The sequence below is a fragment of the Streptomyces sp. NPDC040410 genome, assembly GCF_055595715.1.
The window spans coordinates 1-20605 of record NZ_JBVIVK010000038.1; the positions used below are offsets into that span (position 1 = coordinate 1).

Below are 20605 nucleotides of genomic sequence, written 5' to 3' on the forward strand. Positions count from 1 at the left end.
CCGGCGAGCGGTGCGGCGGACGTGGCCGCCTCCGACGTGCTGTCGCTGCTGCCGTTGTCCGTCTGGTCACCGCAGGCGGTGAGCAGCAGCGCGCCTGCGACCGCGATCGCACCGACCGCTGCTGTCCGGGAGCGCGCTGCGGTCGTACGACGGGTGGAGCTTGCGGTCATGGTGGGTTCCTCCGGCGGATGGGTGGAGTTGCCGATGGGGCTGGCAGCCGCCGACGGGGTCGACAGTTGCCGTTGGGTCGACGAGAACACACGCCTTCGAGTGTCGCGACCTCGTGTGATGACGGCAATCTTGCCATTCGGACGGAGCCGTTCAGGGGGCCCGCCATGTCAAAATCGGATAACGGGTGACACCCGAACCACACCAGGTCGGTACATCATGACCGCACCTTCTGCGGAAATCTGCCTCTCCGGCCGGAAGATCTTCGGTGCATCTCAGGATGCGGATGTTCGATTCGGATCGTTTTCGACCGTTCGGGTGTTGGTTGAATTTTCGTCAAGTGCCCGTCGGGGACTTGTCCAGATATCTGGTCATGATTCACCTCACCGGTATGCGACCACCGGGCTCCGGAATGTGACCTTGCACGTATTGGACTCGTCCCGGCGCGGTCCGTCCGGTAAGAAGGTTCTTTACACCCCTCATCCGGGGCTCAGGGCGCGTGTGCGGCGCGCCCGTCGCGTATGTGCCCTCACGCAACACGACATGGGCCGTGCGCGGTGCCCGCCCACTTCTCAACCAGGAGTGGCCACCCTCAACCATGAAGACCTAAGGGGTAATACAAGTGGCAGCGGAGATCGTCAATCCTCGCAGCGACAACGACAGCCGTAACGGCAGTACGGATCAGGAGGGGGCCGAGCCCCTCGATACCTTCGATCCGGCGTTCGCGCTGCACCGCGGCGGCAAGATGGCTGTGCAGGCCACCGTGCCGGTCCGCGACAAGGACGACCTGTCCCTGGCGTACACGCCCGGCGTCGCGAAAGTGTGCAGCGCGATCGCCGAGCAGCCGGACCTCGTCCATGACTACACGTGGAAGTCGTCGGTCGTCGCCGTCGTGACGGACGGCACGGCGGTGCTCGGGCTCGGGGACATCGGCCCCGAGGCATCCCTCCCGGTGATGGAGGGGAAGGCAATCCTCTTCAAGCAGTTCGGCGGCGTGGACGCGGTGCCGATCGCCCTGGCCTGCACGGACGTCGACGAGATCGTCGAGACCGTGGTGCGCCTCGCGCCGTCCTTCGGCGGCGTCAACCTGGAGGACATCTCGGCGCCGCGGTGCTTCGAGGTCGAGCGGAAGCTGCAGGAGCGGCTGGACATTCCGGTCTTCCACGACGACCAGCACGGTACGGCGGTCGTCACGCTGGCGGCGCTGCGGAACGCGGCGAAGCTGACCGGGCGTGGCCTCGGGGACCTGCGCGCGGTCATCTCGGGCGCGGGCGCGGCCGGTGTCGCCATCGCGAAGATGCTGGTCGAGGCCGGGATCGGGGACGTCGCCGTCGCGGACCGCAAGGGCATCGTGTCCGCCGACCGGGACGACCTCACGTCCGTCAAGCGGGAGCTGGCCGGCTTCACGAACAAGGCCGGGATCACCGGGTCGCTGGAGACTGCCCTGGCGGGTGCCGACGTCTTCATCGGCGTCTCCGGCGGTACGGTGCCGGAGCCGGCGGTGGCCTCGATGGCGGAGGGGGCGTTCGTCTTCGCGATGGCCAACCCGAACCCCGAGGTGCACCCGGACGTGGCGCACAAGTACGCGGCGGTTGTCGCGACCGGTCGTTCGGACTTCCCGAACCAGATCAACAACGTGCTGGCGTTCCCGGGGATCTTCGCGGGAGCGCTCCAGGTGCGGGCCTCCCGGATCACCGAGGGCATGAAGATCGCGGCGGCGGAGGCGCTGGCGGCGGTGGTCGGCGACGACCTCGCCGCGGACTACGTCATCCCGTCCCCCTTCGACGAGCGGGTCGCCCCCGCTGTGACGGCGGCGGTGGCCGCGGCCGCGCGGGCGGAGGGTGTTGCTCGCCGGTGAGGCGAGTGATGAGTGGCCCCGTCCGTTCGGGCGGGGCCACTTTTTTACCCACCCGTGGGTCCGTTCGGGTGGTTTGGGCGGTGGACGTCGCTGGTGGGTGACGGGCCCGTCGGCGGCGGGTGCGAGTAGTGCTCGGTGCCAGTCAGCCACTCTCGGCCCGTCCGGACTTTGAGGACCAGGCCGTTCAGGCCGAAGCGTGGAGCCGGGGGCGGCAGCCCCAGTGGCGGCGGCACCGGCACCTGCGCTTGCACCCCCACCCCGACCAGCGCCGGGCGCCGCAGGCAAGAGGGCATGTGTCACAGAGCGCCGTGGTTCCCCGCACCGCCGGCGGAGCCTATCGTCAAGGTCATGTTCGCTGCCTACGCCGCCCGAATCGACCGCGACCAGCCGCTGACCGGCCTCGAACTCGGGGAGCGTCCGGCTCCCGGGGCCCGGGGCGGCTGGAGCGTCGTCAACGTCAAGGCCGCCTCACTCAACCACCACGACCTCTGGTCCCTGCGCGGCGTCGGTCTCCCGGAGGAGCGGCTGCCGATGATCCTCGGCTGCGACGCCGCCGGCGTCGACGAGGACGGCAACGAGGTCGTCCTGCACTCCGTCATCGGCCAGACCGGCCACGGCGTCGGTCCCGAGGAGCCCCGCTCCATCCTCACCGAGCGCTACCAGGGCACCTTCGCCGAGCAGGTCGCCGTACCGACGTGGAACATCCTCCCGAAGCCCAAGGAGCTCTCCTTCGCGGAGGCCGCCTGTCTTCCCACGGCCTGGCTGACGGCGTACCGGATGCTCTTCACGAACGCCGGCGTACGTCCCGGTGACTCCGTGCTCGTCCAGGGCGCGGGCGGTGGTGTCGCGACCGCGGCCATCGTGCTCGGGAAGGCTGCGGGGCTGCGGGTCTTCGCCACAAGCCGGGACGAGGCCAAGCGGAAGCGGGCCGTGGAACTGGGTGCGGTGGAGGCGGTGGAGCCGGGTGCGCGGCTGCCGCAGAGGGTGGACGCCGTCATCGAGACCGTCGGCGCCGCCACCTGGTCGCACTCGGTGAAGTCCCTGCGGCCCGGCGGCACGCTCGTCATCTCCGGCGCCACGAGCGGCGACCGGCCCTCGCACGCCGAGCTGACCCGCATCTTCTTCCTGGAGCTGAAGGTCGTGGGCTCCACGATGGGCACCAAGGACGAACTGGAGGACCTGCTCTCCTTCTGCGCCGCCACCGGCGTGCGCCCCGTCATCGACGAGGTGCTGCCGCTGGACCGGGCCCGCGAGGGCTTCGAACGGCTGGCGTCCGGGGACCAGTTCGGCAAGATCGTGCTCACGAACGGCTAGCCACTCCTTCTTCCTCGGCCGTTCAGCCGCGGGGCCAAGGACCTCCTCACCGGGACGCTGCGCGTCGCGCTCGCCCGCCGCGAACGGCGCATCGGCGACGAACACATCCTCCTGGCCCTGACGGTCCGCCCCGGCGTCCCCGCCGAGGCACTCGCCGACCGCGGGGTGACCTACCGGTCCCTGACGCGGGTGATGTACGGGGAGGGGGAGGCGAAGGCGGGCTGATCGGGCCGGGCACCGACCAGCCCCCGTCGCCGGACGTCCGCCGTCCCGCGGGACGGCGTCGGCCTTGCCGTGTCCCGTCGCGGGTGACGACCACGCTCACTCTCGCCCGTCGGTACCCGTCGGTACCCGTCGGTACCGGTCGGTCGGCACCGACCGGTACCGACCGGCGCCTGTCGGAACTGGCGGCGCCTCGACGCCGCACCGCGTCACGGGTTGCCGGCGATGCCTCGTCCCGCTACGGGTTGTCGGCGACGCCTCCTACCCCCGCGCGGAGTCGGCCGCGCTTCGTCCCGCCGGGCGGTGCGGGCCGTTCTTCTCTCGTTCGGGCGGTGCTGGCGGTGTTTCCCCCTCCTTGGCGGTGCGGGCCGTTCCTCCCTCGTAGCCCTCGTTCGCGCGGTGCTGGCCGTGCTTCCCCCTCCTTTGTGGTGCTGGCCGTGCCTTCCCCTCCCCGGGCAGGCGAGGAAAGGTGTCGCCGCCTCAATGGCGTGCCTGACCCGGTGTTCGGCGGGCGGGCTGTCGGAGGAGGTGGCTTCAGGGCTTCGGTGTCCGCAGCAGCGCCCCGATGTGTGCCGCCGCCGTGGACAGATGGCGGCGGGCGTCGCGGAGCTGATCGGTCGTCACGCCGTGGTCCCGGGCCGCGTCGCGGATGTCGTCGCGGAAGCGGTCGAGCAGGCGGTCCAGGTCTCGTGCCGGGTCGCCGGAGGAGTCGGTGGCACCCTCATGGGCCCAGGCGGGCTCGTACTCGGCCGGGAAGTCCTGCGCGGTGTGCGAGTACTCGGGCCGTGAGGCGGGCTTCTCGGTGCCGCCGCGTCCAAAGCCGAAGTCCTTCCCGAACTCCTTGCCGTAGCCTTTCCCGAACTCGCCGAACTCCTTGGCGAGTTCGGTCAGCCCCTCGCGCACCCCCGTCGGCCAGTCGCCCCGCGCGAAGTGGTCCTGCACCTGCTCCTGAACCCGCCGGGCGATGCGCTGCATCTCCTCCTGCGCCTGGGCCCGGGCCCGGTCCTGTGCCTCCTTGGCCTGGCGCCGGGCGCGCTGGGCCTCCTCGCGGGCCCGCCGGCTCTCGTCCTTGGCGCGCCGGGCCTGTTCCTTCCACTCCTGCTTGACGCGGCGCATCTCCTCCTTTGCGGCGCGCCAAGCCTCCTTGTCGTCGTGCTCGGTGAAGTCCTCGAAGGGGGCTCCCTGTTCGTCGCCGGCCCTGGAGCCGCTGCCCCGGCGGGCCTCGGTGGCGGCGGCCCGCATCTCGCGTCGCAGGTCGCCCGCCGCACCGCGCACGTCGGCCCGGATCTCGGCGGCGAGTTCGGCGACCGATTCGCGGATCTCCAGCTCCAGGTCGGCCAGTTCGCCGCTGCGGTCGGCCAGTTCCTCGCGGCCCGCGTCGGTGATGGCGTACACCTTGCGGCCGCCCTCGGTGGTGTGGGTGACCAGGCCCTCGGCCTCCAGCTTGGCCAGACGCGGGTACACGGTGCCCGCCGACGGCGCGTACAGCCCCTGGAAGCGCTCTTCGAGAAGCCGGATCACCTCGTAGCCGTGGCGGGGGGCCTCGTCGAGCAGCTTCAGCAGGTAGAGGCGGAGGCGGCCGTGGGCGAAGACGGGGGGCATGTCAGAGCACCTTCTTGTCGGTCGTGCCGTCGGCCGGGGTGCTGGTCGAACCGTCGCCCCGGACGGAGACGGAATTGTCCCCCGAGCCGCCCTGCGGCCGGCCCACGGGGTCGCCGCCGGCTGGCTGTGCGTCCTCGGTCCGCGAACCGGAGTCCGCGCCGCCGCACGCCTCCTCCTCGTCCTCGGCCTGCGGCCGGCGCAGGAGGGCGATGGAGCCGGAGACGGTCGTGGCGCGCAGCTTGCCGGTGCCCGCCCCCAGGCGACCGGTGATCTTGTGGGCGCCCCACTGGCCGTGCACGCGAAGGCCGTCGAAGGCGTTGGAGATCGTGCCGCTCGCGGTGTTCGCCTCGACGTCGGCGTCCGCCGGGGTGGGCAGCCGGATGGCGATCTCGCCGGAGACACTGGTCAGCCGGATGTCGGTGGGGCCCTCCGGGTCGAGGTCGACGATCATGGAGCCGCTGACCGAGTCGGCCCGCACGGAGGAGCCGGCGCCCTCGACGACGGTGAGGTCGCCGGAGACGGAGTTGAAGCGGAGGTCGCCGGTGACGGCCTGGGCCTCCAGGTTCCCGGAGACGGTGTCCGCGCGCACCGGGCCGGAGAGGGCGACGAGGGTCGTGTCACCCGTGACTCCCTTCACCACCGAGGGCCCGCGCAGCCCGGAGACGACGGCGCCGGCGCCGACCACGCCCACCTCGACGCGGGTGTCGGCCGGTACGGCCAGGGAGACGACGGCGCTGCGCCGCCAGCCCTTGCGGTCGAGCCACTTGAGGAAGCCCTTCCAGGGCAGGTCGTCGTAGGCCACCGTGAGTGTGCCGCCCTCCTGGGTGACGACCAGGGGCGGCCCCTCGATCTCGGAGACCTCCAGGCGGGCGGAACCCTCGTCCGTGCCCACCACGTTCACCGTTCCGTGGACGACGCGTACGTGGAGTTCTCTCACCGGCTCGTCGAACGTGAGCTTCCCGGGCTCTGCGACGGACCACTCGGACATGATCAACCTCCCCGTAGCAACGCGCCATATCGCGTCTCCCGCTATTCACGATATATCGCGGTCCCGGAAAGTCAAGACGCCCGTTCGGGGATGTCCGCGGCCCCGAAACTGCCCAAACGGGACTGATCGCCCTAGCGTGTGACCATGTCGACGGAACCTACCCGTACCGGTCGTCCCGCGGGTCCCGCCCCGGGCGCTCTGCTCCTCTGCCGGGCCGCGCCCGATTCCGTCGCCCCCGCCGCCCGGCTGCTGCGCGAGCCGATGCTGCTCACGCGCGCGGGCGAGGACTGGAGCGTCCTCGTCCCGGACGGACAGCCCTGGCTGCGCGGCCGCGAACCCGTCGACCAGGTGCTCACCGGCTGGGCCACCGCCCTGGCCGTCGGCGCACCCTGGCCCGTACTCGCGCTGTGGTGGGACGCCGACCAGGCAGGCTTCACGCTCGCGTCCGGCTTCCGGCGTCCCGTCGGCTACGTCTGGCTCGCGAGCGGCACTCCGGCCGGCGAGGACGAGGCGATGCGCACCTTCGCCGCCCGCCTGGGGCTCGATCCGGTCCTGGACGTGCAGTCGCTGGACCAGTTGACGAAGCCGGACGCGCAGGCCGACGCCCGCGTCCGCCTGCGCGGCCTGCTCGCGGTCCTCACGCGCGCGGGAGTGTCCCTGCCCGCCGGCCTCAGCCCCGGCGAACCCGCCGACCGCCTGCGCGAGGCGGCCCGCGACCGCCCGGACGCCCGGCCCGTCGAGTGGCCGGGCCTGCGCGAAGCAGTGCGCACCGATCTCGGAGCCGTCGAGGGGAGCCGCCTGGGCCCGTATCTCCCCTGGACGGGCGGCTCCCGGGCCCGCACCCTGGCCCTCGCCCAGATGGCGGTCGGCATCCCCGTCACGGCCTGGGGCCTACGGCGCCGCAGCGGCGGCTGGATCACGGCGGGGGCACTGCTCCTGGCGCACGGGGCGCTGGGACTCTTCTACGGCCTGGCCCACCCGCGCGACTGATGTCCCCGGCGGGCGAGCGGCGCCCCGCCGGCCCCGGGAACGCCCTACTCCTCGTCCTCGTCGTCCAGCCGGGCCAGCCACGTCGCCAGCCGCTCCACCGGCACCTCGAAATCCGGGTTCAGGTCGACGAACGTCCGCAGCTGCTCGGCGAGCCACTCGAAGGTGACCTCTTCCTCGCCGCGCCGCTTCTCCAGTTCTTCGATGCCTCGGTCGGTGAAGTACAACTCTTGCTCCTGATACGGACGGGACAGAGCCCTGGGGCCTACCCCCTCAGGGTAGGCCGTGGAAGGGACGCGAACGCCGAGGGGCCCGGCCCGGGTGGTCATCACCCGGGCCGGGCCCTTCACGTGCCGCGCGAGGCCTACGCCTCGAACACCTCACGCACCAGCTGTTCCTGCTCGGCCTGGTGCCGCTTCGCCGAACCCACCGCCGGAGAGGAGCCGTGCCGGCGGGAGATGCGGCGCAGGCGCTCTCCGTGCGGGACGTCCGCGCCGACCGCCAGGTCCAGGTGGTCGATCAGGTTGAGCGCGATGAACGGCCACGCACCCTGGTTCGCCGGCTCCTCCTGGGTCCACAGGTACTTCTCGGCGTTCGGGTACTTGGCGATCTCGGCCTGGACCTCCGCACCCGGCAGCGGGTAGAGGCGTTCGAGGCGGATGATCGCCGTGTCCGTGACACCGCGCTTCTGACGCTCGGCGTCGAGGTCGTAGTAGACCTTGCCGGCGCAGAAGACGACCTTCTTGACGGCGGCCGGGTCGACCGACGCGTCGCCGATGACCGGGCGGAACTGGCCCGTCGTGAACTCCTCCGCCTTCGAGGCCGCGGCCTTCAGGCGCAGCATCGACTTCGGGGTGAAGACGACCAGCGGCTTGTGGTGCGGGTTGTGCACCTGCCACCGCAGGAGGTGGAAGTAGTTCGACGGGAGCGTCGGCATCGCGACCGTCATGTTGTTCTGGGCGCAGAGCTGCAGGAACCGCTCCGGGCGGGCCGAGGAGTGGTCCGGGCCCTGGCCCTCGTAGCCGTGGGGGAGGAGAAGCGTGACACCCGAGGTCTGGCCCCACTTCTGCTCCGCCGACGAGATGAACTCGTCCACGACCGTCTGCGCGCCGTTGACGAAGTCGCCGAACTGCGCCTCCCACATCACGAGCGCGTCGGGGCGGGCCAGCGAGTAGCCGTACTCGAAGCCCATGGCCGCGTACTCGGAGAGCAGGGAGTTGTAGACGTTCAGGCGCGCCTGGTCCTCGGAGAGGTACAGCAGCGGGGTGAAGTCCTCGCCCGTCGCGCGGTCGATCAGCACCGCGTGGCGCTGGCCGAACGTGCCGCGCTGCGAGTCCTGGCCGGCCAGCCGGACCGGGACGCCCTCCAGGAGGAGGGAGCCGATGGCGAGGGTCTCGCCCATGCCCCAGTCGATCGTGCCGTCCTCGACCATCGCCGCCCGGCGCTGCAGCTGCGGCAGCAGACGCGGGTGGACGGTGATGTGGTCGGGGACGTTGACCTGCGACTCGGCGATCCGCTTGACGACCTCCGTGGTGACGGCGGTGTTCACGGCGACCGGGAACTCGGCCTGCGGCTCGGAGGGCTCCGCGGCGGCCGGCTGCGAGGTGGCCTCGCGGACCTCGGTGAAGACCTTCTCCAGCTGGCCCTGGTAGTCCTGCAGCGCCTGCTCGGCCTCTTCCAGGGTGATGTCGCCGCGACCGATCAGGGACTCGGTGTAGAGCTTGCGCACCGAGCGCTTCTTGTCGATCAGGTCGTACATCAGCGGCTGGGTGAAGGCCGGGTTGTCGGACTCGTTGTGACCGCGGCGGCGGTAGCAGATGAGGTCGATCACCACGTCCTTGTTGAACGCCTGGCGGAACTCGAAGGCGAGGCGTGCGACGCGCACGACGGCCTCGGGGTCGTCGCCGTTCACGTGGAAGATCGGGGCCTCGATCATGCGGGCCACGTCGGTGGCGTACATCGAGGAGCGGGAGGACTCCGGGGCGGCGGTGAAGCCGACCTGGTTGTTGATGACGATGTGGACCGTGCCGCCGGTGCGGTAGCCGCGCAGCTGCGACATGTTCAGGGTCTCGGCCACCACGCCCTGGCCCGCGAAGGCCGCGTCGCCGTGGAGGGCGACGGGCAGGACGGTGAAGTCCGTGCCGCCCTTGTTGATGATGTCCTGCTTGGCGCGGGCCACGCCCTCCAGGACCGGGTCCACCGCCTCCAGGTGCGAGGGGTTGGCGGTGAGCGAGACCTTGATCTGCTCGCCGTCCAGGCCCGTGAAGGTGCCCTCGGCGCCCAGGTGGTACTTCACGTCGCCGGAGCCGTGCATCGACTTCGGGTCGAGGTTGCCCTCGAACTCGCGGAAGATCTGGGCGTACGACTTGCCGACGATGTTCGCGAGGACGTTCAGACGGCCGCGGTGGGCCATGCCGATGACGACCTCGTCGAGGCGGGACTCCGCCGCCGAGTCCAGGACCGCGTCGAGCAGCGGGATGACGGACTCGCCGCCCTCCAGGCTGAAGCGCTTCTGGCCGACGTACTTGGTCTGCAGGAAGGTCTCGAAGGCCTCCGCCGCGTTCAGGCGGCGCAGGATGCGCAGCTGCTCCTCGCGCTCCGGCTTGGAGTGCGGGCGCTCCACCCGGTCCTGGATCCACTTGCGCTGCTTCGGGTCCTGGATGTGCATGAACTCGATGCCGGTGGTCCGGCAGTACGAGTCGCGCAGCACGCCGAGGATCTCGCGCAGCTTCATCATCGACTTGCCGGCGAAGCCGCCGACCGCGAACTCGCGCTCCAGGTCCCACAGGGTGAGGCCGTGCTCGATGATGTCCAGGTCGGGGTGCTTGCGCTGGCGGTACTCCAGCGGGTCGGTGTCCGCCATGACGTGGCCGCGGACCCGGTAGGAGTGGATCAGCTCGAAGACGCGGGCGGCCTTCGTGACGTCGTCGTCGTGGGAGACGTCGATGTCCTTGAGCCAGCGGACCGGCTCGTAGGGGATGCGCAGGGACTCGAAGACCTCGTCGTAGAAGCCGTTCTCGCCGAGGAGGAGGTTGGCGACGATGCGCAGGAACTCGCCGGAGGCGGCGCCCTGGATCACCCGGTGGTCGTAGGTCGACGTGAGCGTCATGACCTTCGAGATGCCGAGCTTGTTCAGGGTGTCCTGGGAGGTGCCCTGGAACTCCGCCGGGTAGTCCATCGAGCCGACGCCCATGATCACGGACTGGCCGGGCATCAGACGCGGCACGGAGTGCACGGTGCCGAGGCCGCCGGGGTTGGTCAGGGAGACCGTGACACCGGTGAAGTCGTCCATCGTCAGCTTGCCGTCGCGGGCGCGGCGGACGATGTCCTCGTAGGCCTGCCAGAACTCGAAGAAGTTCAGCGTCTCGGCCTTCTTGATGCCGGCCACGACGAGCTGGCGGTCGCCGTTGGGCTTCACCAGGTCGATGGCCAGGCCGAAGTTGACGTGCGGCGGCTTGACGAGGGTGGGCTTCCCGTCCTTGTCCGCGTAGTGCCAGTTCATCGACGGCATGGCCTTGATGGCCTGCACCATCGCGTAGCCGATCAGGTGCGTGAAGGAGATCTTCCCGCCCCGGGCGCGCTTGAGGTGGTTGTTGATGACGATGCGGTTGTCGAAGAGCAGCTTCACCGGGACCGCGCGCACGGACGTGGCCGTGGGCAGCTCCAGGGAGGCGTTCATGTTCTTCGCGACCGCGGCGGCGGGACCGCGCAGCGGGACCAGCTGCGGGCCCTCGCCGTCGGCGGAGGGCGCGGCCTGCGGCTTGGCGGCGGGCTTCGCGGGGGCCGCAGCCGGAGCGGCGGCCTTGGCGGGAGCCGGAGCCGCGGCGGCGGGCTTCGGGGTCACGGGGGCCGGCGCGGCGGCGGCCGGAGCCGGAGCCGGAGCCGCGGGCTGGACCGGGGCGGCGGGCGCCGCCGGGGCGGTGGTGGTCTCTGCGGCCCCCGCGGCCGCAGTACCCGCCGTAGCCGGGGCGGCAGCCGCGCCCGACTTGTAGTCGGCGAAGAAGTCCCACCAGGCGCGGTCTACCGAATTCGGGTCCTGGAGGTACTGCTGATAGATCTCGTCGACGAGCCACTCGTTGGGACCGAACGCGGCCGCGGGGTTCTTCCCCGCTTGGTCGTCGGTCGAGATGCTCGAGTTACTGGGGGACTGTGGCGACACGGCGGCAACCGCCCTCTTCCGCTTCACAAGGTGATGGACAGCGGGAATAAAGGCTACGCCTCCATGACCGGGAAGGTCAGGCCAGGCCCGTCCATCGTCGTGTAAGTCACATCGAACAGCGTGTTTCGGGGGTGGAAATGGCGGGAAACAAGCGAGGTTCCGCTTCGAGAGGCAATGGCAGACCAAGGCCATCCACGCCGCACGCGCGGGCCTCTGCCTGATCACACGTGTCCGTCGGCGCGGACGTCCGTGGATCTTGTGGCTCCACTTCGAACTTTACGTCAACTTGGGATGGATGACTCTCCCGGAAGAGTGACGATAATCCTGCAGCCCCGCTCGGATTCGGCCACACCGATCCGGCCGCCGTGCAGATCCACCGCCCACCGGGCGATCGCCAGGCCGAGCCCCGTACCGCCGTCACTGCCCGGACCGTGCGGCCGGTTGACGCTGCCGCGGTTGAACCGCTCGAAGACGCGGTGCCACTCCGACCTGGGGATGCCGGGACCCTCGTCCAGCACCTCAAGCTCCAGCGACCCGGGCAGCACCCCGCGCCGGGCTCTGACCGTCACACGGCCGTGCGGCGGGCTGTGCTTGACCGCGTTGTCGATGAGGTTGGCGACCACCTGGTGGATCCGCTCCGGATCCGCGTGCGTGGTCAGCTCCGGCGGCGACACGTCGAGGTGCAGATGGACGTCCGTACGCGTGTGGCTGCCGGAGCCGGACGCGATGCCCGCGCGCGCGGAGGCGACCATGTTGGCCTCCTTCAGCACGCCCGACAGGTACGGCCACACCTCGAAGCGGCGTATCTTCAGCGGTACGACGCCGTTGTCCAGCCTGGACAGGTCAAGGAGCGTCTCCACGAGACGTCCCAAGCGCTCGGTCTGCTTCAGCGCGGTTCGCATGGTCTCCGGGTCGGCCTGTGTGACGCCGTCGACGATGTTCTCCAGCACCGCCCGCAGGCCCGCGATGGGCGTGCGCAGCTCGTGCGAGACGTTGGCCACCAGCTCCTTGCGCTGGCGCTCCTGCGCCTCCAGGTCGTCGGCCATGCGGTTGATCGTCTGGGCCAGGTCGCCCAGCTCGTCCCGGCGGTTCTCGCTCACCCGGCGGGTGTAGTCACCGTGCGAGATGGAGCGGGCCACCGCGTTCATCTCGTCCAGCGGCGCGGTGAGTGAATGTGCCACGAACTGCGTGATCAGCAGTGTGGCGATCATCGAGAAGACCGTGATGAAGCGGAGCTCCGTCTTGGTGTGCACCGCTATCACCGACAGCCCGGTGGTGATCAGGACGGCGATGACGACCAGCGCGCCCAGTTTTGTCTTGATCGAGAACGGGCGCAGGCCGCCCCAGGGCTCCCCGAGGCTTCTCCGCGCGGCCGGCCCGTCGCTCATGGCGTCGGCGTCTCCAAGGCGTAGCCCACACCGTGCACGGTGCGGATCCGCTCGGCGCCGATCTTCCGCCGCAGCGCCTTGATGTGGCTGTCGACCGTCCGGGTGCCGGAGGCGTCCGCCCAGTCCCACACCTCGGCGAGCAGCTGCTCACGGGAGAGCACCGCGCGCGGGGTGTTCGCCAGGCACACGAGGAGGTCGAACTCGGTGGGGGTGAGGTGCACGTCCGCGCTGCGCACCCGCACCCGCCGCTGCGCGTGGTCGATCTCCAGCTCACCCAGCCGCAGGATGCCGCTGCGCGGGGTCGACGCCGCGATCGCGGCCCGCTCCACCCGGCGCAGCAGCACATGCACCCGGGCGGCCAGCTCGCGCATCGAGAACGGCTTGGTCATGTAGTCGTCGGCGCCCACGCCGAGCCCGACCAGCATGTCGGTCTCGTCGTCCCGCGCGGTCAGCATCAGCACCGGCACCGGCCGGGCGGCCTGCACACGGCGGCAGACCTCCAGACCGTCGAAGCCGGGCAGCATGATGTCGAGGATCAGCAGGTCGGGCTGCCAGGCCTCGGCCGTGTCGACGGCGGACGGGCCGTCGCTCGCCGTTTGCACGAGGAATCCCTCGGCGCGCAGGCGGGTCGCGATGGCGTCCACGATCGTCGGATCGTCCTCGACGACCAGAACCCGGCGCTGTGCGCCCGGGGTCGCCGCCGTGCCGTTGTGCGAGGTGTGTGTCTGCTCCATCGCCCGCCCCTGAGTTGCTTTCCGGAATCCGTGGGGTGATCCCTTGTCTGCGCATGACTGCGATTGACGCTTGAATGATCGGCGTCGGGAAGCAGAGTACGGGGAGTCACCGCGCCTTTGCTATCCAGGCCGGACGGCGAGGTGCACGACGTCCGGAACGCCCCGGGCAACGGGGATCTCTTCGGTACGCACCTGCTGGAAACCGGCATTCCATAGGGATCCTTCAAATTCCGCGGAGGGCTGCGCCGACCACACCGCGATCACACCGCCCGGCCTCAACAACCGTGCACAGCTTGTCAGTCCGGTCGGAGAGTAGAGGCCGTCGTTGCCCTCGGTGACGGTCCAGTCGGGTCCGTTGTCGATGTCGAGGCACAGCGCGTCGTACGTGGCGGATGTCTCATGTACGAATGCGACAAGATCCGTTTCCAGAATCTCGGTGCGCGGGTCGGCGAGTGCCCGCTCCGAAAGCGCGGACAAAGGGCCGTCGAGATGCCAGTCGATGATGGCGCGCTCGCGCTCGACGACCGTGATCCGGCCCCAGCGCGGGTTCGCGGCGGCGTGTGCGAGCGAGAACCCGACACCGAGTCCGCCGATCAGAACACCCGGTTCCGCCCGCCCGTCGAGTGCGGCGAGCGCCGCGTCCACGAGCAGCCGCTCCGACCGGCCGTCCGAAGTGTCCATCAGGAAGCAGCCGTTGGCGATGATCTGCAGCAACTCGCCGTGGCGCCTGAGCACGACTTCGCCGTGCGGACCCTCGCGACGGTCCAGGACTCGGGGAGTGTCGTACGGGTTGGGCATCGGACCATCCTGGCAGGTGTACCGGGGATGTCCGAAGGATTTGCCCCGCGCGCCAGCTGGGCCGCCAGTGGACGGACGGCGACCTCGGGAGGTTCCTGCGCGTCGGGCCGTGCGTGGCGCCGGTCATAGACAGTGGCGGGCGCGAAGGGTGGGGCGAGAGGGAAGGAGCGCGGGCCGGCCGCTTTCGGCGGGATGCTGACGCTGGACCTGCAGGCCTTCACGGACCCCATGACGAACTGGGGGCACCTGATCTCGCCGGCGACGGGCGTGGCGATGTGGCCGTGGACGCGGCGGCGGCACCGGGCGCGGGAGTCTGAGGTCATCCGCTCCGGGCGGTGAGCACGGGCTGGTAGTAGCCTCCGGTGCCCGGGGCGTGCCAGGTGAGCTCGGTGAAGCCGGCGCGGGCCACGAAGTCGGTCAGCTGCTCGCGGGTCAGGGCCCAGTAGGTGGTCCGGCGGACGCGGACCGTCCATGTGCCCGCTGCGGGAATGAGCTGGAAGTGCTCCAGGTCGTAGCGTTCGCCGTCCTCGTGCCAGTGCCACAGCTGGAAGGTGATCACCCGGCCGTCCGGGGTTTCCGACACGTGGGGAGGCGTCGCCGCGGGTCTGGTCCGGCGGGCCTCGTCGTAGTCCCGGAGGGTGATCAGCAGAAGCCCGCCGTCGCGGAGGACCCGTCGCATACCCCTCAGGGCCGCCGTGACGTCCTGGGCGGACAGCAGATGCGGGAGCGAGTTGTCCGCGCAGACGACGACGTCGAAGACGGATGCCGCGAACGGCAGCCGCCGCATGTCCGCGACGGCCGCGGGAAGGCCGGCGCCCCGTGCGCCCGCCTCGGCGGCGGCGCGGGCCGCGGCGCGGGGGCTCAGATCGGTGCCGACGACCGCGTGCCCCGCCAGGGCGAGCCCGATCGCCTGGGTCCCGATCCCGCAGGAGCAGTCCAGGACATGGTGTGCTCCCGCTCCCAGCTGACGCCGTACCAGCTCGTCCAGTACGGCCGCCTGATGCGCCATGCTCGCGTCCCAGTCCGGGAAGATCAGGTGGTAGTCGGGGGCCAGGTCGTCGTAGAAGTCCCTCACCGAGGATGCCGGCATGGACCCACGTTAGGCCCTGTCGTCAGATTCCCGCCTGCCCCGCGACGCCAGGCACGCTCCCCCACTGCCTCAAGGGCGTGGGAGGTGCCCCCACTCGCCGCACCGGGCCCTTGCCCGAGTAGTCCGGTACGAGGCGACGCAGCAGGGAGTGCTCCGCCGCCCCGCCCGACTGCGGTGATCGCCCACAGCGAACGGGCGGCATCGTGGGGAACATTCCAAGGCCTCCCGTGCATTGAGTCCGCATAGCTCAACTTGACTGCCGAAGGGGAGATCATGGCTTCGACGTCCACACCGCTCACCCTGCCTGTGCTGCCGCTCGACGGCGAGGTCGTGCTGCCCGGGATGGTGGTTCCGCTGGACCTGAACGACGCAGACGTACGCGCCGCGGTGGAGGCCGCCCAGGCCGCCGCCCGCTCCGAACCCGGAAAACCCAAGGTCCTGCTGGTGCCACGCATCGACGGGTCGTACCCGGGCACCGGTGTGCTCGGCACCGTCGAGCAGGTCGGCCGGCTGGCCGACGGTGATCCGGGCGCGCTCATTCGCGGCCGTGGCCGCGTGAAGATCGGCGCCGGTACCACCGGGCCGGGCGCGGCGCTGTGGGTCGAGGGCACGAGGATCGACGAGAGCGTGCCCGAGCCGCTGCCCGGCCAGGTCGCCGAACTGGTCAAGGAATACAAGGCCCTCGCCACCGCATGGCTTCGCAAGCGCGGCGCCTGGCAGGTCGTCGACCGCGTCCAGGCCATCGACGACGTCTCCGCCCTCGCCGACAACTCCGGCTACTCGCCCTTCCTGACCACGGAGCAGAAGGTGGAGCTGCTCGAGACCGCCGACCCGGTCACCCGCCTCAAGCTCGCCACCCAGCAGCTGCGCGACCACCTCGCCGAGCAGGACGTCGCCGAGAGCATCGCCAAGGACGTCCAGGAGGGCGTCGACAAGCAGCAGCGCGAGTTCCTTCTCCGCCGTCAGCTGGAGGCCGTCCGCAAGGAGCTGCGCGAGCTGAACGGCGAGGACGGCAGGGATCCCGCCGAGGAGTCCGACGACTACCGCGCCCGCGTCGAGGCCGCCGACCTGCCCGAGAAGGTCCGCGAGGCGGCTCTCAAGGAGGTCGACAAGCTGGAGCGGTCCTCCGACCAGTCGCCCGAGGGCTCCTGGATCCGCACCTGGCTCGACACCGTCCTCGAACTCCCGTGGAACGAGCGGACCGATGACACCGGCGCGTACGACATCCAGGGCGCCAGGGCAGTGCTCGACGCCGAGCACGCGGGCCTTGACGACGTGAAGGAGCGGATCACCGAGTACCTGGCGGTGCGCAAACGCCGTACCGACCGGGGCCTGGGCGTCGTCGGCGGACGGCGCGGCGGTGCCGTGCTGGCGCTCGTCGGTCCGCCCGGCGTCGGCAAGACCAGCCTCGGCGAGTCCGTCGCGCACGCCATGGGCCGCAAGTTCGTTCGGGTCGCCCTCGGCGGCGTCCGTGACGAGGCCGAGATCCGCGGCCACCGGCGTACGTACGTCGGCGCGCTGCCCGGCCGGATCGTCCGCGCGATCAAGGAGGCCGGGTCCATGAACCCGGTGGTGCTCCTCGACGAGATCGACAAGGTGGGCTCCGACTTCCGCGGCGACCCGGCGGCGGCCCTGCTGGAGGTGCTGGACCCCGCCCAGAACCACACCTTCCGCGACCACTACCTGGAGGTCGAACTCGACCTGAGCGATGTCGTCTTCCTGGCCACGGCCAACGTCCTGGAGGCCATCCCGGAGGCCCTGCTCGACCGTATGGAGCTGGTCCGCCTGGACGGCTACACCGAGGACGAGAAGATCGTCATCGCCCGTGACCACCTGCTCCCGCGCCAGCTGGAGCGGGCCGGGCTGACGAAGGACGAGGTCGTCATCGACGAGGGCGCACTGCGCAGGCTCGCCGGTGAGTACACCCGCGAGGCGGGCGTCCGCACCCTGGAGCGGTCCATCGCGCGGCTGCTGCGCAAGGTCGCGGCCCAGCACGAACTGGGCGAGCGGGAGCTGCCGTTCACCATCGGCGAGGACGACCTGCGCGGGCTGATCGGCCGGCCGCACCACGTGCCGGAGTCGGCCCAGGACCCGGCCGAGCGCCGGACGTCCGTCCCCGGCGTGGCGACCGGTCTCGCGGTGACGGGCGCGGGCGGCGACGTCCTGTTCGTCGAGGCGTCCCTCGCGGACCCCGAGACGGGTGCGGCGGGACTGGCCCTCACCGGTCAGCTGGGCGACGTGATGAAGGAGTCCGCGCAGATCGCGCTCAGCTTCCTGCGCTCGCACGGCGCCGAACTCGAACTGCCCGTCGGCGACCTGAAGGACCGGGGCGTGCACATCCACTTCCCGGCCGGCGCGGTCCCGAAGGACGGCCCGAGCGCGGGCATCACGATGACGACGGCCCTGGCGTCGCTTCTGTCCGGCCGCCTGGTCCGCACGGACGTGGCGATGACCGGCGAGCTGTCGCTCACCGGTCGCGTGCTTCCCATCGGCGGCGTGAAGCAGAAGCTGCTCGCCGCGCACCGGGCGGGTGTCACCACCGTGATCATTCCCAAGCGCAACGAGCCCGATCTGGACGACGTCCCGGCCGAGGTGCTGGACAGGCTCGACGTCCATGCCGTCACGGACGTCCGCCAGGTCCTGGAGCTGGCCCTGTCGCCGGCCACGAACGGCGCGGCGCCGGAGGTTCCGGTCGCGGCGTGACGGACGCGATCGGGGAAAGGCCCGGGCGAGCCCGGGCCTTCGCCGTGTACGGGTTCCGGGTCAGCCTCTCGCCAGAGCCTGTACGCGGTCCAGCCCGCCGTTGAACTTGTCGTGGTCCCCGACGATCGGCCCGGACGAGGTGTACTGCCACATCGTGTAGTACGACCAGCCGGCGGGCAGTGTCCCCGGGGTGGCGGCGTAGCGGGCGATCCACAGCGGGTTGACGGAGGCGAAGCCGGCGTAGTTGCCGGTGCACTGCGTCCACCAGCTGGTGGCCGTGTAGATCACGGCGTCGCGGCCGGTGCGGGCCTTGTACTGGGTGAGGAAGCTGCGGATCCAGCTCACCATCCCGCTCTGCGTCTTGCCGTAGCAGGCGGCCCCGTACGGGTTCCACTCGATGTCGAGCACGCCCGGCAGCGTCCTGCCCTCCCTGGTCCAGGCGCCTCCCCGGTCGACGAAGTAGTCGGCCTGGGTGGCGCCGGTCGTGGTGTCAGGGGTGGCGAAGTGGTAGGCGCCGCGGATCATGCCGACGTTGTACGCGCCGGTGTACTGCGAGGTGAAGTAGGGATTCCTGTAGTAAGTGCCCTCCGTCGCCTTCACGTAGGCCCACCGGACTCCGCTGGTCCACAGGGACGGCCAGGCGACGTTGCCCTGGTGGCTGGAGACGTCCACGCCTTCCGTCTGAGCGGTGGCGAGGCTGGTGAAGAAGCCGCTGAAGAGGCCGGTGAAGAGGCTGGAGCTGCCGTGCCGGCCGTCGTGGGTGAGGACGCCCATCCCCATGTGGGCGGAGCCGCGTGGAGGTTTCTCCGCGGCGGAGGCCGGGACGGTGAGAGGGAGTGTGAGGGAGAGAACGGCGAGCAGGATTCCGGCGAGCTTGAGGCGCCGGGGGCGTGGCGATCCGGGTCTGTGCACGGGCATAGCGTGCCTGCGTAGGCTCGCTGATCCTCGGAGCTGCGCGGTCGAGCCGCTCGACATGCCCCGGACGGAGGAGCGGGGCCGTCGTCGGCCGGCTCACCGACGACCGGCCGTCAGTACGGGAGCTGGTGTGGGCATGCCAGCAATCCGGGCCCGGAGACTGCCGTCGGACCAGGCCTGCGAAATACTTGTGGAGCTGCGGCGATGACGGAGGCAGGGACTGACGTGCACGGAGACGGAAACGGCGATGTACGCCGAGTCGAATCGGGCGTGGCGCCGACTGGTGCGGACCAGGAGTACCTGTCCCTGGAGCGTGAGCTGACGGTGCTGCTGCGCAGGGCCCGCGCCAGTCAGGGGGAGATGGCGCGCGAGGTCCACCCGGACCTGGAGTCCGCGGCGTACGGCCTCCTCGTGCGCCTGGACGAGTGCGGCCGGCAGCGCGCCACCGAGCTCGCCGCCTACATCGGCGTCGGCAAGGCCACCATGTCCCGCCAGCTCCATGCCCTGGAGGACCTCGGCCTGGTCGCCCGCGAACCCGACCCGGCGGACGGCCGGGCCTGGCTCGTCCACCTCACCGAGGAGGGCCGCACCCGCGTCGGCAAGGTCCGCGAGGCCCGCCGGGCGCGGTACGTCAGCCAGCTGTCCCACTGGGACCGGCGAGAGGTGGCCGAACTGGCACGGCTGCTCCAGCAGTTGAACCAGGGGATGGAGAAGTAGGAGAAGCAGAGGACACCCGGTTTCACGATCTGTGTCCATTCGGCTCCGCTGTGTCCCTCCCTGGATCCAGGGAGGGAGTCACATGTCTCGGCCGAAGCATCTGGACCCCCGCGTCCATGGGGAGCCGCTCACAACTCGACGTACACCACCGTCGCGTCGTCGTGCGTCTTGCTCCGCTTCAAGTATGTCCGCGTCTCCTCGTCGGCCTGCTCCAGCGCCCGCACTCGCTCCACCAACTCCCGCGCCCCCTCCTTCCGTACGAGCGCGAGGCAGTCCCCCCAATCACCTTCCCGGAACTTCTCCACCCACCGCGTCGCCCCGTCCGTGAGCGCGGTCAGTGTGCGGACCGACGAGCGCGGCAGCACCCCCGTCACCGCCCGCCCCGCCACCGACGGGTCCGCCGCCGCCGTGAAGAAGCCGCCCTCCTTGTTGCGGACCGTGGCGTCCACGATCGCGTCCGTGGCCAGCGAGGCGCGCGGCAGGCGGGACAGGCGGTCGTCCAGTACGGCGGTGACCGCGCCGCCAGGGGCTTCCACCAGGAGTGCCGAGTCCGACAGGACCAGGTACTCGACCGCGTCCGGCGACCACCGCGCTATCGCGGCCGTCGCCTGGGGTGTACGTGGGTGAGAAAGGTCACAAGACCCCTTGTGAACCTCGGTTGTTCGAAGGATCGCCCGGGAGAGGATCTCCGCCAGCGTGAGATCTCGGGCGGAAGCGGTCAGTTCGGTCAGGGCTCCGCCGAGCCGAGCGGTGAACCAGGAGACGGAATGCAGGCAGCCCGTCTCGCCCGTCGGAGGCGTCACTCCGTCCAGGATTACCAGTGCGCCGCCCAGTCCGGACGCCGGTAGGGCGACACTTGCGAAGTCCTCGTTGGGGCGGTCGGGAGTGCCCGGCTCCGAAACAAGTTCAGTACGCATCCGGCCAGTCTGCACGAGCTCTTCACTCGGTTCACCAAACGCTGT

15 protein-coding genes and 1 pseudogene are annotated in these 20605 nt (G+C 70.7%); 6 read left to right on the forward strand and 10 right to left on the reverse strand.

Translation table 11 applies throughout. The features are described from left to right. The first annotated feature begins 790 nt into the window (after nt 1–790). From ACZ562_RS36815 to ACZ562_RS36825, 3 genes and pseudogenes are all read left to right on the forward strand, one after another. Nucleotides 791–2026 (forward strand): NAD(P)-dependent malic enzyme, encoded by a 1236-nt coding sequence (locus ACZ562_RS36815; RefSeq protein ID WP_471188719.1) that lies wholly within the window; start codon nt 791–793, stop codon nt 2024–2026. A 348-nt stretch (nt 2027–2374) separates the two neighbouring features. Continuing rightward, on the forward strand, nt 2375–3340 hold the full coding sequence (locus tag ACZ562_RS36820) for a zinc-binding dehydrogenase (protein ID WP_471188721.1): 966 nt from the start codon (nt 2375–2377) through the stop codon (nt 3338–3340). A 15-nt stretch (nt 3341–3355) separates the two neighbouring features. Continuing rightward, nucleotides 3356–3565, forward strand: a pseudogene (locus ACZ562_RS36825) (Clp protease N-terminal domain-containing protein); the annotation flags it as partial. Nucleotides 3566–4096: 531 nt separating this feature from the next. Here the strand turns inward: ACZ562_RS36825 and ACZ562_RS36830 are convergent. Together ACZ562_RS36830 and ACZ562_RS36835 are read right to left on the reverse strand one after the other, a co-directional pair. Continuing rightward, nucleotides 4097–5164 carry a PadR family transcriptional regulator gene (locus tag ACZ562_RS36830; RefSeq protein WP_471188723.1) on the reverse strand — a complete coding sequence of 356 codons (1068 nt, stop codon included), beginning with the start codon at nt 5162–5164 and terminating at the stop codon, nt 4097–4099. A gap of 1 nt (nt 5165) precedes the next feature. Beyond that, nucleotides 5166–6152, reverse strand: a complete 987-nt coding sequence (locus ACZ562_RS36835) for a DUF4097 family beta strand repeat-containing protein (RefSeq protein WP_471188724.1) — start codon at nt 6150–6152, stop codon at nt 5166–5168. Between the two features lie 144 nt (nt 6153–6296). Between ACZ562_RS36835 and ACZ562_RS36840 the strand changes: the two genes are divergently transcribed. Further along, nucleotides 6297–7142, forward strand: a complete 846-nt coding sequence (locus ACZ562_RS36840) for a hypothetical protein (protein ID WP_471188726.1) — start codon at nt 6297–6299, stop codon at nt 7140–7142. A 44-nt stretch (nt 7143–7186) separates the two neighbouring features. Here the strand turns inward: ACZ562_RS36840 and ACZ562_RS36845 are convergent, their stop codons facing one another. The 6 genes from ACZ562_RS36845 to ACZ562_RS36870 all read right to left on the reverse strand — a co-directional run bounded on the left by ACZ562_RS36845 (nt 7187) and on the right by ACZ562_RS36870 (nt 15308). Then, on the reverse strand, nt 7187–7366 hold the full coding sequence (locus tag ACZ562_RS36845) for a DUF6104 family protein (protein ID WP_023586593.1): 180 nt from the start codon (nt 7364–7366) through the stop codon (nt 7187–7189). 137 nt (nt 7367–7503) lie between these two features. Then, nucleotides 7504–11298, reverse strand: a complete 3795-nt coding sequence (locus ACZ562_RS36850) for a multifunctional oxoglutarate decarboxylase/oxoglutarate dehydrogenase thiamine pyrophosphate-binding subunit/dihydrolipoyllysine-residue succinyltransferase subunit (protein ID WP_471188727.1) — start codon at nt 11296–11298, stop codon at nt 7504–7506. A 281-nt stretch (nt 11299–11579) separates the two neighbouring features. Further along, a complete protein-coding gene (locus ACZ562_RS36855; RefSeq protein WP_471188729.1) occupies nt 11580–12686 on the reverse strand; it encodes a HAMP domain-containing sensor histidine kinase in 1107 nt (368 codons plus the stop codon). Beyond that, the gene (locus ACZ562_RS36860) at nt 12683–13420 is read right to left on the reverse strand and encodes a response regulator transcription factor (protein ID WP_471188730.1); all 738 of its coding nucleotides are present in this window, start codon (nt 13418–13420) and stop codon (nt 12683–12685) included. The genes ACZ562_RS36855 and ACZ562_RS36860 overlap by 4 nt, the downstream gene beginning before the upstream one ends. Nucleotides 13421–13540: 120 nt before the next feature. Then, nucleotides 13541–14218 carry a spermidine synthase gene (locus ACZ562_RS36865; protein WP_471188731.1) on the reverse strand — a complete coding sequence of 226 codons (678 nt, stop codon included), beginning with the start codon at nt 14216–14218 and terminating at the stop codon, nt 13541–13543. Between the two features lie 319 nt (nt 14219–14537). After that, nucleotides 14538–15308, reverse strand: a complete 771-nt coding sequence (locus ACZ562_RS36870) for a class I SAM-dependent methyltransferase (protein ID WP_471188733.1) — start codon at nt 15306–15308, stop codon at nt 14538–14540. 273 nt (nt 15309–15581) lie between these two features. On the opposite strand from ACZ562_RS36870, the gene lon reads away from it, so the two are divergent. Next, on the forward strand, nt 15582–18011 hold the full coding sequence (lon, locus tag ACZ562_RS36875) for an endopeptidase La (protein WP_471188734.1): 2430 nt from the start codon (nt 15582–15584) through the stop codon (nt 18009–18011). A 60-nt stretch (nt 18012–18071) separates the two neighbouring features. Here the strand turns inward: lon and ACZ562_RS36880 are convergent, their stop codons facing one another. Then, nucleotides 18072–18929 (reverse strand): lysozyme, encoded by an 858-nt coding sequence (locus ACZ562_RS36880; RefSeq protein ID WP_471188736.1) that lies wholly within the window; start codon nt 18927–18929, stop codon nt 18072–18074. A 222-nt stretch (nt 18930–19151) separates the two neighbouring features. Here ACZ562_RS36880 and ACZ562_RS36885 point away from each other — a divergent pair, with 222 nt between their 5' ends. Then, nucleotides 19152–19643, forward strand: a complete 492-nt coding sequence (locus tag ACZ562_RS36885) for a MarR family winged helix-turn-helix transcriptional regulator (RefSeq protein ID WP_471188774.1) — start codon at nt 19152–19154, stop codon at nt 19641–19643. 128 nt (nt 19644–19771) lie between these two features. Here ACZ562_RS36885 and ACZ562_RS36890 read toward each other — a convergent pair whose 3' ends face one another. Further along, nucleotides 19772–20560, reverse strand: coding sequence for a hypothetical protein (locus tag ACZ562_RS36890; RefSeq protein ID WP_471188737.1), 789 nt, complete (start codon nt 20558–20560; stop codon nt 19772–19774). Nucleotides 20561–20605: the final 45 nt, after the last annotated feature.

Excerpts from the sequence above, each read along its gene's own strand:
- ACZ562_RS36820 (WP_471188721.1), top strand. The coding sequence starts at position 2,375 with ATGTTCGCTGCCTACGCCGCCCGAATCGACCGCGACCAGCCGCTGACC.
- ACZ562_RS36830 (WP_471188723.1), bottom strand. The coding sequence starts at position 5,164 with ATGCCCCCCGTCTTCGCCCACGGCCGCCTCCGCCTCTACCTGCTGAAG.
- ACZ562_RS36835 (WP_471188724.1), bottom strand. The coding sequence starts at position 6,152 with ATGTCCGAGTGGTCCGTCGCAGAGCCCGGGAAGCTCACGTTCGACGAG.
- ACZ562_RS36840 (WP_471188726.1), top strand. The coding sequence starts at position 6,297 with ATGTCGACGGAACCTACCCGTACCGGTCGTCCCGCGGGTCCCGCCCCG.
- ACZ562_RS36855 (WP_471188729.1), bottom strand. The coding sequence starts at position 12,686 with ATGAGCGACGGGCCGGCCGCGCGGAGAAGCCTCGGGGAGCCCTGGGGC.
- ACZ562_RS36860 (WP_471188730.1), bottom strand. The coding sequence starts at position 13,420 with ATGGAGCAGACACACACCTCGCACAACGGCACGGCGGCGACCCCGGGC.
- ACZ562_RS36865 (WP_471188731.1), bottom strand. The coding sequence starts at position 14,218 with ATGCCCAACCCGTACGACACTCCCCGAGTCCTGGACCGTCGCGAGGGT.
- ACZ562_RS36870 (WP_471188733.1), bottom strand. The coding sequence starts at position 15,308 with ATGCCGGCATCCTCGGTGAGGGACTTCTACGACGACCTGGCCCCCGAC.
- lon (WP_471188734.1), top strand. The coding sequence starts at position 15,582 with ATGGCTTCGACGTCCACACCGCTCACCCTGCCTGTGCTGCCGCTCGAC.
- ACZ562_RS36880 (WP_471188736.1), bottom strand. The coding sequence starts at position 18,929 with ATGCCCGTGCACAGACCCGGATCGCCACGCCCCCGGCGCCTCAAGCTC.
- ACZ562_RS36890 (WP_471188737.1), bottom strand. The coding sequence starts at position 20,560 with ATGCGTACTGAACTTGTTTCGGAGCCGGGCACTCCCGACCGCCCCAAC.